The sequence below is a fragment of the Pseudomonas frederiksbergensis genome, assembly GCF_003732665.1.
Classification (GTDB): domain Bacteria; phylum Pseudomonadota; class Gammaproteobacteria; order Pseudomonadales; family Pseudomonadaceae; genus Aquipseudomonas; species Aquipseudomonas frederiksbergensis_G.
Genome location: NZ_MOBP01000022.1, coordinates 252,898 through 265,214 on the forward strand (window position 1 = coordinate 252,898; position 12,317 = coordinate 265,214).

At 62.8% G+C, this 12,317-nt stretch carries 10 protein-coding genes; 3 read left to right on the forward strand and 7 right to left on the reverse strand.

The features are described from left to right. Window positions 1-212: 212 nt before the first annotated feature. Both BK665_RS29460 and BK665_RS29465 read left to right on the forward strand, forming a co-directional pair. Entirely contained in the window at window positions 213-2,570 is a 2,358-nt protein-coding gene (locus BK665_RS29460; RefSeq protein WP_123410022.1) for a fimbria/pilus outer membrane usher protein, read from the forward strand. After that, complete coding sequence (locus tag BK665_RS29465) at window positions 2,567-3,529, forward strand: Csu type fimbrial protein (RefSeq protein ID WP_123410023.1); 963 nt, start codon at window positions 2,567-2,569, stop codon at window positions 3,527-3,529. Before BK665_RS29460 ends, BK665_RS29465 begins: the two co-directional genes overlap by 4 nt. 264 nt (window positions 3,530-3,793) lie before the next feature. On the opposite strand, the gene BK665_RS29475 is transcribed toward BK665_RS29465, so the two are convergent. The 7 genes from BK665_RS29475 to BK665_RS29515 form a co-directional block, all read right to left on the reverse strand. Next, the gene (locus tag BK665_RS29475) at window positions 3,794-4,840 is read right to left on the reverse strand and encodes an ABC transporter substrate-binding protein (protein WP_123410024.1); all 1,047 of its coding nucleotides are present in this window, start codon (window positions 4,838-4,840) and stop codon (window positions 3,794-3,796) included. An 18-nt stretch (window positions 4,841-4,858) separates the two neighbouring features. Continuing rightward, window positions 4,859-5,974 (reverse strand): NAD(P)/FAD-dependent oxidoreductase, encoded by a 1,116-nt coding sequence (locus tag BK665_RS29480; RefSeq protein ID WP_123410025.1) that lies wholly within the window; start codon window positions 5,972-5,974, stop codon window positions 4,859-4,861. Further along, window positions 5,971-7,326 (reverse strand): FAD/NAD(P)-dependent oxidoreductase, encoded by a 1,356-nt coding sequence (locus BK665_RS29485; RefSeq protein WP_123410026.1) that lies wholly within the window; start codon window positions 7,324-7,326, stop codon window positions 5,971-5,973. Before BK665_RS29485 ends, BK665_RS29480 begins: the two co-directional genes overlap by 4 nt. Before the next feature lie 808 nt (window positions 7,327-8,134). Next, window positions 8,135-8,425: a (2Fe-2S)-binding protein gene (locus BK665_RS29500; RefSeq protein ID WP_123410027.1), complete on the reverse strand. Its 291-nt coding sequence runs from the start codon at window positions 8,423-8,425 to the stop codon at window positions 8,135-8,137. 7 nt (window positions 8,426-8,432) lie between these two features. Then, window positions 8,433-9,227: an ABC transporter permease gene (locus tag BK665_RS29505; RefSeq protein ID WP_054053788.1), complete on the reverse strand. Its 795-nt coding sequence runs from the start codon at window positions 9,225-9,227 to the stop codon at window positions 8,433-8,435. A 6-nt stretch (window positions 9,228-9,233) separates the two neighbouring features. After that, entirely contained in the window at window positions 9,234-10,103 is an 870-nt protein-coding gene (locus tag BK665_RS29510) for an ABC transporter permease (RefSeq protein ID WP_123410028.1), read from the reverse strand. Continuing rightward, complete coding sequence (locus BK665_RS29515) at window positions 10,100-11,119, reverse strand: ABC transporter ATP-binding protein (RefSeq protein WP_123410029.1); 1,020 nt, start codon at window positions 11,117-11,119, stop codon at window positions 10,100-10,102. The genes BK665_RS29510 and BK665_RS29515 overlap by 4 nt, the downstream gene beginning before the upstream one ends. 245 nt (window positions 11,120-11,364) lie before the next feature. Between BK665_RS29515 and BK665_RS29520 the strand changes: the two genes are divergently transcribed. After that, window positions 11,365-12,201 carry an IclR family transcriptional regulator gene (locus tag BK665_RS29520; protein ID WP_123410030.1) on the forward strand — a complete coding sequence of 279 codons (837 nt, stop codon included), beginning with the start codon at window positions 11,365-11,367 and terminating at the stop codon, window positions 12,199-12,201. Window positions 12,202-12,317: the final 116 nt, after the last annotated feature.

Genomic DNA, 12,317 nt, shown 5'->3' on the forward strand with positions numbered 1-12,317 from the left:
GGCGAGGGGGCTCGCCCCCGTTCGACTGCGAAGCAGTCGTGAAACCATTCAACGCGGTGCTTCTGATAAACCGCATCGTCAGGTTTTGGGGCCGCTCCGCAGCCTACGGGGGCAAGCCCCCTCGCCACAAATTGAGACCAGTCAGATAAATCTGACAGGCTGTCAAAGCTGGGCACAGGAGGAACCTGTCCATTGACGGACAAACAACACGAATGAGCCACGGTTGGGCTCGCAGTTTCCAGTGTCCGTTGTGGGCGGCAACTTGCGCGTGCTGGCTGGTGATCATCCCTCGCACCGAGGCCGGCGATTTACCGCCGCCACCCAGCGGCATGGAGGCCGTGGCCGATGCACAGTTGTTTCTGGAGTTGGTGGTCAATCAGATGAATACCGGACGGGTCGTCGCGGTGGAGCAACGGGGCGGACGCTTGTTCCTGCCGGCCACGGCGTTGCGCGACAGCGGCATGAAACTGCCCCAAGACATCGGCGCCGACGTTGATCTCGACAGCCTGCCGGGCCTGCACAGCGAGTACGACAGCGCTGGTCAGCGCCTGCTGCTCAACGTGCCGCCGGACTGGTTGCCGGAACAGTTCGTCGGCAACCGCCAAGCCTACCCGCGCACTCCGGCCCTCAGCAGTTTCGGCGCGTTGCTCAACTATGACCTGTACCTCAACGACACCGACGACGCGGGCACTTATCTGGCGGCGTGGAACGAAGTACGGCTGTTTGACAGTTGGGGCACGCTGTCCAACACCGGGCAATACCGCCGCACGTTGTCGGGGGATGCCGTCAGTACGTTGAACAACGGCTACCTGCGCTACGACACGACATGGCGTTATTCCGATGATGATCGACTGCTGACCTATGGGGCCGGCGATCTGGTCAGTGGCGCCTTGCCCTGGAGCAGCTCGGTGCGACTCGGCGGCGTGCAACTTTCGAGAGACTTCGGCGTGCGCCCGGATCTCGTGACCTACCCGCTGCCGCAATTCGCCGGGGAAGCGGCGGTGCCGTCCTCGGTGGACCTGTTCATCAACGGCTACAAATCCAGCAGCGCCGACCTGCAGCCGGGGCCGTACACCCTGACCAATATCCCGTTTATCAATGGCGCCGGCGAAGCGGTGGTGGTCACCACCGATGCCCTGGGGCGACAGGTCTCGACCACGGTGCCGTTCTACGTCACCAGCAGTTTGCTGCAACAGGGTTTGAGCGATTTTTCCGTGGCTGCCGGGACGTTGCGCCGGGACTACGGCCTCAAGGATTTCGCCTACGGCACCGGCGTCACCTCCGGCAGTCTGCGTTACGGCGTCAGCGACAACTTCACCCTGGAAAGCCACGCCGAAGCTTCGGAGGCTCTGACGCTCGGCGGCTTGGGCGGCAACCTGCGGCTGGGCAATTTCGGCGTGCTCAACACCGCCCTCAGCCAAAGCCAGTTCGACGGCGAAAGCGGCCAGCAATTGAGCCTCGGTTATCAATACAGCAGCCAGCGCTACAGCTTCTCTTATCAGCGTCTGCAACGGCGCGACCAATACGCCGACCTGACGGTGATCGACAGCCCCTACACCACCCTGAGCAAACGCAGCGAACAGGCGACCCTGAGCCTCAATCTCGACACTTGGGGCAGCCTCGGCGTCGGCTATTTCGACGTGCGCGCGGCGGACGATTCGCGCACCCGGCTGCTCAACCTGACGTGGAGCAAACCGCTGTGGCGTAACACCAGTTTCTACCTGTCGGGCAACCGTGAGATCGGTGACAGCAACTGGGCGGTGCAGGCGCAACTGGTGATTCCGTTCGACCTGCGCGGTAGCCTGGCCATCAGCAGCGAACGCAGCAAAACCGGGCAGACTCAACAGCGAGTCAACTACAGCCGTGCCGTGCCGACCGAAGGCGGACTGGGCTTCAACCTCGGCTACGCCCAGGGCGACGGCCCGGCTTATCGTCAGGCCGACCTGACCTGGCGCCTGCAATCGGTGCAGTTGCAGGCCGGGGTCTACGGCACCAGCGACGCGCAAACCCGTTGGGCCGATGCCAGCGGTTCTTTGGTGTGGATGGACCGTCAGGTGTTTGCCGCCAACCGTATCGACGATGCGTTCGTGGTGGTGAGCACCGATGGCTACGCCGACATTCCGGTGCGCTATGAAAACCAACAGGTCGGGCAGACCGACCGCAACGGCCATTTGCTGGTGCCATGGAGCAGTGCCTATTACCGTGGCAAGTACGAAATCGATCCACTGAACCTGCCGGCCAACGTGCGCAGCCCCAACGTCGAACAGCGGATCGCGGTACGTCGTGGCAGCGGTTATCTGCTTGAGTTTCCGTTGAGTCGCGTGGTCGCCGCGAGCCTGGTATTGGTCGACGCCCGGCAGCAGGAATTGCCCCTGGGCAGCGGCGTCGTGCACGAACAGAGCGGCACGCAAACGGTGGTCGGTTGGGACGGCTTGGTGTACCTGGAAAACCTTCAGGCGCAAAACCGTTTGCGGGTGACGCTGCCCGATGGGAGCACCTGTCAGGCGCAGTTTGCCGTGGACATGCAGCAGCAACAGATCCCGCTGATCGGGCCGTTGGTATGCCAATGAAGTGGCTGGCTGGGTTGGCGCTATGGCTGCCGGGCCCGGCGTGGGCGTTGTGCTCGGTGGTCAGCACCACGCCCGTGGCGTTCGGTTCGTTGAGTTCGATCGCGGTGCGCACCACCTCGCAGTCCAGTTCCACCACCAACGCCGGGTTGAGTTGCACAGGCTCGTTACTGTCGTTGCTGACCACCAACGACCATTTCTACGCCACGGTCACCTCCACCCAAAGCGGGCTGCTGGGTCCGACCGGCGACGTCATCGGCTACACGCTGTACGCCAACAACTCCACCAGTTACCCGCTGACCCGTGGCGTGGCCTTTGACTTTGCACGCAACGGGATTATCGATGCGCTGGGATTGCTCGGCAGCGTAGTGCCGAAGACTGCGCCGATTTACCTGGGAACAACCATTGGCAGCAACGTCGCGGCGGGTATTTACACAGAAACCCTGAGCATCGCCTGGAGCTGGAACTATTGCTCCGGCATCGGCATTGGCAACGTGTGCCTGGGGCGCGACATCAACAGTGGCAACACCACGCTGACCGTCAATCTGACCGTGGCCAACGACTGCACCATCACCGCGCCGAACATCAGCTTCGGCAGCGCCCCGGTGATCAGCGCGTTTACCCCGGTCACCGGCCAGACCATCAACCTTGCCTGCACCAAGGGCAGCGCTTACACCGTGGGCTTGAGCGATGGGCAACAGGCCGTGAGTGTCGGCGGGCGGCGGCGGATGATCTCCGGGGGGAATTACTTGGCGTATGACATTTTCAAAAGCGCCGGCACGACGCGCTGGGGCAGTGTCGGCAGTGCGCGCAGGGCGAGTTCGGATGCCGAGGTCAATCCGGGCAATGGGTTGGGGACCGGCAGTCAGGTCTTCAACTACAACGCAAAAATCTACACCGACCAAACCACACCGCCCGCCGGGACTTACCTGGACAGCGTGGTGCTCGACGTAGGTTTCTGATCACTGCGACCCTTGTGGGAGCGGGCTTGCTCGCGAAAGCGTCGTATCAGGCGATATTGATGTGGCTGACACACCGCTTTCGCGAGCAAGCTCGCTCCCACAGGGGACAGTGTTGTTTACACATATTGCAATCAACCCCGATTCATTGTGGGAGCGGGCTTGCTCGCGATAGCAATGTGTCAGCCGCCATCCCTTTTGAATGTACCGCCGCCTTCGCGAGCAAGCCCGCTCCCACAAGGGGTTTGTGGTGTTGGTCAAATATGTCTAGCGCTCGATGCTCCGGTTCCACCGCGCATTCCACGCCGGGCGCTGTTCATTCACCTGGTCCCAATCCACCGCGATCGCGGTCTCCAGGTACTTCTTCATCGCCTCAACCTGACCGCGGGTTTTGTCGGTGGTCGGGGTGTTGGGGTTGGACGGGATCTGGTCGCCATCTTCAAGCGCAGCCGCTTGTGCGTCCGGTGTCAGCAGGAACGCCGCGAGTTTTTGCGCCAGTTCCGGTTGGGTGTTGTTGGCGATGGCGCATTCGGCGACGTTGAGTACCACGGCGCCTTCCTTCGGCTGCGCGTATTCCACCGGCATGCCCTTGAGTTTCAGCGCGGTGACCTGGGTCGGGGTCAGTGGGAATAGCGCGGCTTCGTCGGTTTGCAGCATTTCCGAGATCTTCGCCGAGCTCGGGATGTATTCCAGCACGTTGCGCCCGACGGTGTTCGGCCAGGCCTTGAAGCCCGGTTCGACGTCGGTTTCGCTGCCGCCCTGGATGCGGTTGAACATCAGGAAACCGTGCAGGCCGAAGGTCGAGGAGGCCATCGACTGGAACACCACTTTGTCCTTGAAGCGCGGGTCGGCCAGGTCCATCCACGAGGTCGGCGCGGCCCAGCCTTTTTCCTTGAACAGCCGCGTGTTGTAGGCCAGCCCGGTGACGCCGAGGCTGACCGCCACGGCTTCGTCCTTGATCCGGCCCTTGGCCGGAATCTGCGCCAGGGTCGGGCTGTCCTGGAGTTTGTCGCACAGGCCCATGGAGATAGCGCGGTACATGATGCCGTCGTCGAGGAACATTACGTGCAACTGCGGGTTGCCCTTGCTGGCCTGGACCTTGGCCAGGATATCGGCGGAAGTCCCCGGCACGATCACCACTTTGACGTTGTTGGCTTTCTCGAACACCGGCAGCACCTTGTCGGCGTAGAGCCGCTCCATGGTCCCGCCGTTCATGCCCAGGTAAAGCGTCGGTTCGGCCTGGGCCTGGGCGACCGTGAGCAGGGCGCCCATGCAGGACAACCCGAGCAGTGCAGTGCGTTTGACGTTATTCATTGGCGCGACCTTCCTCTATCAAGCAACTGGGATGGAGTGAAACCGGGTGATGGAAAACGCATCCAGCGACGTTTTTGACGCGCCGCTGCAGATGATCTCGGTGAGCGCCAGGCCCACCGCCGGGCCGATCTGGAAACCGGCACCGGCAAAGCCAAACCCGTGCAACAGACCGGGCCGGGTGCCGCTGTGCCCGATCACCGGTTGGCGATCAGGCAGATAACCTTCGGTGCCGCTCCAGGTGCGAATCGCCTGGGCGCCTTCAAGAAACGGGTAAAGCTCGACGGCTTGGCGCAGGATCTCGATCACCGCGTTCTGGCCCGGCCGGGCGCGGGCGTCGTCGAGGGCGAAACCCTGGCCGCCGCCCAGCACGCAATTGCCGCGAGCGACCTGACGGGCATAAATACCGCCACCCTCGACCCCGGTGCTGGCGTTCATCACCAGCGGCAAGGGTTCGGTGACCAACATCGCCGGGTGGCCGGCGTGCATCGGCACGGGTTCGCCGAATTGAGCGGCCAATTTTCCAGCCCAGGCCCCGGCGCAATTCAACAGCCATGGGGCACGCAGTTTGAGGCCGTTCGCGGTGCTTACGTTAAAGTGCTGGCCGTCGTGTTCCACTTCGGTGACGGCGCATTGCTCATGAATCTGCGCGCCGTGTCGCCGGGCAGTCTGGGCAAATGCCGGGGACACCAGTCGCGGGTTGGCGTGACCGTCGTCGGGGCAGAACGACGCGCCGGCCGCCACATCACCGACCCACGGGAACCGTGCGCGCAGTTCATCCCGTTCAAGAATCTGCAAGTCGAGACCGAAGCCCTGGCTGCTGACGGCATAGTCCTGCAAGGCGCGCAGGTCGTTGAGGCTACGGGCCAGTTTCAGATGGCCGCTGCGCTGGTACTCACCATCGATGCCGATCAACTGCGGCAGTTGTTCCCAGAGTTCGTGGGCCTGTTGCGACAGCGGCAGTTGTGACAAGGGCCGGCCCTGACGGCGCACGCCGCCGTAATTCACGCCGCTGGAGTGTGAGCCGCAAAAGTCTCGCTCCAGCAGCGCCACGCGACGCCCGGCCTTGCTGAGAAACAGTGCGGCGGAGGCGCCGACAATGCCGCCGCCAATAATGATGGCATCCACTTCGATCATGGCTCGACCTCCAGGCCAAACGGCAGCGGTTTGATCGGCGACTGGGCGCGCAGACGGCCGATGTCCGACACGGGACGTTGGCTTTCGCAGGCGATGATTTCTGCGGCGGCGGCACCGCACATCCGGCCCTGGCAACGACCCATGCCGACCCGGCAATGGGCCTTCACCCGGTTGATCTCCCAGTGCCCCTCGCGCACGACCTGGCGAATATCGCCGGCGCGGACTTCTTCGCAGCGGCAGATGATCAGGTTGTCGGCGCTGTTGGCGGCCCAGTCTTCGGGGAACGCGAAGGCGCGCTCCAGGCCCTGGCGAAAATCGCCGATGCGCTGGAGGGCGTGTTCCAGTTGCAGGCTGCGTTGCGCTGGGATCAGGTAGCCGCTGTCTTCGAGCAGGGCCAATGCGGCGCGCTCGCCGGCCATTTCCGCAGCGTCGGCGCCCATGATCCCGGCGCCGTCACCGGCCAGGTAAACCTCGGCGACACTGCTGCGCCCGGCGCTGTCACGCTGGGGCAGCCATGCGCGGTTGAGCGGGTTCCAGGCGAATTCGCAACCGAGCAGATCGGCGAGCTGGGTTTCGCTGCGCAGACCGTGGGCGAAGGCGACGGCATCGCAGTCGATTTGTTGGGAGCCTTTGGCGTTGCGCCAGTTCAGGGATTGCACGCGCTGTTCGCCGTTGACCTGGACCAGGCTGGCGCCCTGATGCACCGGGATGCCGTGGGCGGTCAGCCAACTGCGGTAATAGATGCCTTTGGCCAGGGTCGCCGGTTGCGCCAGCAGGCCGGGCAGGGCGCGGGCCTGAGCGCTGAAGGGCGAGCTGTCGAGCACCGCCACAACCTTCGCCCCGGCCTTGGCGTATTGATAGGCGACGAGGTACAGCAACGGTCCGCTGCCGGCGAACACCACCCGTTCACCGATGGCGCAGCCCTGGAATTTCAACGCAATCTGCGCCGCGCCGAGGCTGTAGACCCCGGGCAACGTCCAGCCCGGCACCGGCAGAACCCGGTCAGTGGCACCGGTGGCGACGATCACCCGGGAGAACGCCAGCCGCGTGGCGCGGCCGTCATGCAAGGTATCGAGCGCACCGGCCTCGGCGTTCCACACCAGGGTGTCGGGGCGGTAATCGAGTTGCCCGCGCAGTGCGTCGAGGGTTTGATGAATCGCACTGGCTTTGCGGGCTTCGAAGCCATACAGCTTCACCGCCGAGCGCTTGAAATTCGCCGGCTGCCGCCGATAAACCTGCCCACCACCGCGCGCCGCCTCATCCAGCAAAATCGGGCGGACACCATGGGCTACCAACGTCTGCGCCGCACGAATCCCCGCAGGGCCGGCCCCGACAACCACCACAGAATTCATACCCGATCCCCTGTGGGAGCGGGCTTGCTCGCGAAGGGGGCTACACATTCAAAAGATGTGGCGACTGACACGACGCCTTCGCGAGCAAGCCCGCTCCCACAGTTGATCGGGGTTGATTGCGATATTTGTGAACGACGCAAAACCCCTGTGGGAGCGGGCTTGCTCGCGAAGGGGGCTACACATTCAAAAGATGTGGCGACTGACACGACGCCTTCGCGAGCAAGCCCGCTCCCACAGTTGATCGGGATTGGTTGCGATATTTGTGAACGACGCAAAACCCCTGTGGGAGCGAGCTTGCTCGCGAAGGGGGCGGCACATTCAAAAGATGTGGTGGCTGACAGATTGCTTTCGCGAGCAAGCCCGCTCCCACAGTTGATCTTGGTTGGCCGCAATATTTGTGAACGGCGCAAAACCCCTGTGGGAGCGAGCCTGCTCGCGAAGAGGCCGGCACATTCAAAAGGGATGGTGGCTGACACGACGCCTTCGCGAGCAAGCCCGCTCCCACAGTTGATCTCGATTGGCCGCAATATTTGTGAACGACGCAAAACCCCTGTGGGAGCGGGCTTGCTCGCGAAGGGGGCGGAACATTCAACAGATGTGGTGGCTGACAGATTGCTTTCGCGAGCAAGCCCGCTCCCACAGTTGATCTTGGTTGGTTGCGATATTTGTGAACGACGCAAAACCCCTGTGGGAGCGGGCTTGCTCGCGAAGGGGGCGGCACATTCAAAAGATGTGGTGGCTGACACGACGCCTTCGCGAGCAAGCCCGCTCCCACAAGGGATCCAGGGTTGGCAGTTGGGTTGGGTGTTCATAGCGAGCGCCCCGGTTCGCGGTTGATCTGTTGCCCGGCTTCGAGCAGCGTCGAGCAGGCTCGTACCCGGCGGCCGTCGCCCAGGCGTACCCAGCAGTCCTGGCACGCGCCCATCAGGCAGAACCCGGCGCGGGGTTCGGCGCTGAAGTCGCTGCCGCGCAGGTGTTCGCTGCAGGTCAGGACGGCGGTCAGTACGGTGTCGCCGAGCAGGGCGGTGGCCGGTTGGCCGTCGAGGACGAAGTCCAGGGCCGGGCGGTCGCCTTCGGCCAGTCGTTTCAGCAGAGCCATGGCGCCCTCATTGTTTGCCCACCAGAACCCGATCCAGGCCATAGACCCGATCAAGCAGAATCATCGTCAACGCCGTCAGGCCAATCACCAGTGCCGACACCGCCGCCATCATCGGGTCGATGGACTCAGTGGCGTACACGTACATCCGCACCGGCAGCGTCTGCGTGGCTGGCGAGGTCACGAAGATCGACAACGTCACCTCATCGAAACTGTTGATAAACGCCAGCAACCAGCCCCCGGCCACCCCCGGCAAAATCATCGGCAACGTGATTTGCTTGAACAGCGTGAATCGCCCGGCGCCCAACGATTGCGCCGCATGTTCGGCACTGCGATCCAGGCCAATCGCCGACGCCAGCACCAGCCGCAGCACATACGGCGTGATCACCAGCACATGCGCAAAGATCAGCCAGCCGAAGCTGCCGTTCACGCCCATCAGCGCAAACAACCGCAGCAGTGCGACACCTAAAACCAAGTGCGGAATGATGATCGGCGACAGGAACAAACCATTGAAAAAGCCCCGCCCGGGAAACTCATAACGGGTGATGGCCAGCGCTGCCGGCACCGCAATCAACGTCGCCAACGTCGCGGCGCAGAACGCCAGGATCAGGCTGTTGTAAAACGCATCGACGAAATCGGCGCGCTCGAATACGGCGCGAAACCAGCGTAGCGAGAAGTTCGTAGTGGGCAGGCTCAGGGTGTTTTCCGGGGTGAACGCCACCAGGCACACCACCACCAGCGGCGCGAGCATGAACAGCACCACCAGGGCATGAAACAGCAGGGCGAAAGGACCGTTCTTGGACATGACGAGTTATCCCAATGACTTCTTGTAGCGGCCTTCGATCATCCGGTTCCACGACAGCATGATCAGCAGGTTGAGCAGCAACAGGGCCACGGCAATCGCCGCGCCCATCGGCCAGTTCAGCTCCGACAGGTATTGGTCGTAGATCAGCGTCGCGACCATTTTCAGACGTCGGCCGCCGAGCAATCCCGGAATGGCGAAGGAGCTGGCAGCGAGGCCGAACACGATCAAGGTGCCGGACAACACGCCGGGCATGATCTGCGGCAGCACCACTTTGCGCATGACGGTGAGGTGGCTGGCGCCGAGGGACAGCGCGGCTTGTTCGGCGGCGGGGTCGAGTTTCTGCAGCGAGGTCCAGACCGGAATGATCATGAACGGCAGCATCACGTGGACGAGCGCAATCACCACCGCGAACGGCGTGTACAGCAGCTTCATCGGCGAGCCGCCGAAGGCTTGCAAGGTTTGGTTGACCAGGCCGTCGGCGCCGAGCAACAGGCTCCAGCCGAAGGCGCGCACCACCACCGAAATCAGCAGCGGGGTGAGGATCAGGATCAGGAAAATCGAACGCCACGGCGCGCCCATGCGGCTGAGGATGTAAGCCTCTGGCACACCGATCACCACGCACAGCAGGGTGGTCAGGCCGCTGATCCAGAACGTGCGCAGGAAGATTTCGTAGAAGTACGGATCGCCCAGCAGGCTGCTGTAGTGGTCGAGGGTATAGGCGTTGCTGTTGATGCCGGAGCTGTAGTCGAAGACGTTGAACGACAGCACCAGCGTCAGCAATAAAGGAATGACCAGCAGGCACACATACAGCGCCAGCGCCGGTGCCGACAATAAATAGCCTTGGCGTCCCTGGCGGGCGGCGGCGAGCAGACTCATGCCGGCACCTCGTCGACACTCAACACCCGCAACAGCGCCGCGTCCCAGTCCAGGCCCACCGCCGTACCTTCGGCCAGCGGCGCCGAGCCATCGTTGCGGCGTACCACGCTGAGTTCGCCCAGGGTCGTGGACACGCCGTACAGCCATTGGCTGCCGAGGAAAAAGCGGCTGACGATCTGACCTTGCAAACGGCCGTGATCTTTATCCCGCAGATCGATTTTTTCCGGGCGCAGGCTCAGGGTCAGGTCGCCGCCACTGCGGACTTGAACAACACCGGCGCCATCGCGCTCACCGGGCAGTAGATTGGCCTTGCCGACAAACCCGGAGATGAACTCGGTGCGCGGGTGTTCATAAAGGGTGTATGGCGCGTCAATCTGGGTGATGCGCCCGGCCTGCATCACCACCACTCGATCGCTGATCGACAGCGCTTCGGACTGATCGTGGGTGACCATCAACGTGGTAATGCCGACTTCACGCTGGATGCGGCGGATCTCGAATTGCATCTCTTCGCGCAAGTTGGCGTCGAGGTTGGACAGCGGTTCGTCGAGCAACAGCACCGGCGGTTCAATCACCAACGCCCGAGCCAGCGCCACACGCTGACGCTGACCGCCGGACAGTTCTCGTGGATAACGTTCGGCGTGCTGATCGAGGCGCACCAGTTTCAGCACCCGCTCCACCCGCTGCTGCAACTCGGCGTTGGGCACTTTGCGCATCCGCAGGCCAAAGGCGACGTTGTCCTGCACGCTCATGTGCGGGAACAGCGCGTAACTCTGAAACACCACGCCCAGGCCACGGCTGGCGGGTTTGGCGTGGGTGATGTCGCGACCATCGAGCACGATGCGTCCGCTGCTGACGTCGACGAAGCCGGCAATCATTTGCAACGTGGTGGTTTTGCCGCAGCCGGAAGGGCCGAGCAGGGATACGAACTCGCCTTTTTCCACCGAGAGATTGGTGGCGACGACCGCGTCGATTGCGCCGTAGCGTTTACCGAGGTTTTCAAGTTGCACGAATGCCATAGCTGCGCTCCACCTGAGATTGTTATGCGCGGCCTTGGGGGCGCGCTTTTTTGTATGGGCAGATACGAAAGGATGATGCGGGGTGCGTTGGCGCTCGACTTGGGTCGGCTGCCGCTGTTGTTCGAATCGCCCCTGTATGGACGCAGAGTAGGACGAAGAATAGGATGCGCTCAATGGCCTATTTCACTGAAGCGATGACTATTTTCAGTTTCATTCGGTGAGTAAATTTATTGTTGAGAAAACCCATGTCTGATTCCACTGAGCGGAATGAAAACAAAAATGAAGTCGGTGTTGGCGCCGTCTCCCGGCTGTTCGCGGTGCTGCGCAGCCTTGGCGATACGGTCGAGGGCGGCGAGCGCGTGACGCAACTGGCCCAGCGCATCGGTCTGTCGCAACCGACCACCCACCGCTTGCTGCGCAGTTTGATGGATGAAGGCATGGTCGAGCAGGACGCGCGCAGCAAACGCTATCGCCTGAGCCTGGATTTCTTCGCCCTGGCGGCCCGCGCTGGCAACACCGGCAACCTGCGGGAACTGGCGCGCCCGGCGTTGCTGCGGCTGTCGGCGTCGTTGGGGGATTCGTTGTTTCTGCTGGCGCGCAGTGGCTTTGATGCGATCTGCCTGGACCGCAGTGAAGGTCCGTTTCCGATTCGCACCTTTACTGGCGATATCGGCGGGCGGGTGGCGCTGGGCGTCGGGCAAGGGAGTCTGGCGATCCTGGCGTTTCTGCCGGAAGAAGAGCGGGACACGGTCATTCACTACAACCTGCCACGGCTCAAGGACTTCCATTTGTATGACGAAGTGTTCCTGCGTTCGGAAGTCGAGAACGTACGGGCGTTGGGGTATGCCGGACGGAATACGGGGGTGTTGCAGGGCATGGCCGGGGTGGCGGTGCCGATTCTGGATCGGGATGGGCGGGCGGTGGCGGCGTTGAGTGTGGCCACCGTCAGTGATCGGTTGGGGCCGGATCGGTTGCCGACGGTGGTGGAAATGCTCAAGCGTGAGGCGGCGCTGATCGGGCCACGGATTAATCCGTTTGATCCGTTGTTGCGCAGGCCTTCGCAGGTATTCGGTCAGGGCTGACACCCCGCATTTCCCCTTGTGGGAGCGGGCTTGCTCGCGAAAGCGGTGTGTCAGTCAGTACTTATGTGTCTGATATACCGCTTTCGCGAGCGAGCCCGCTCCCACAGGGGATTTTT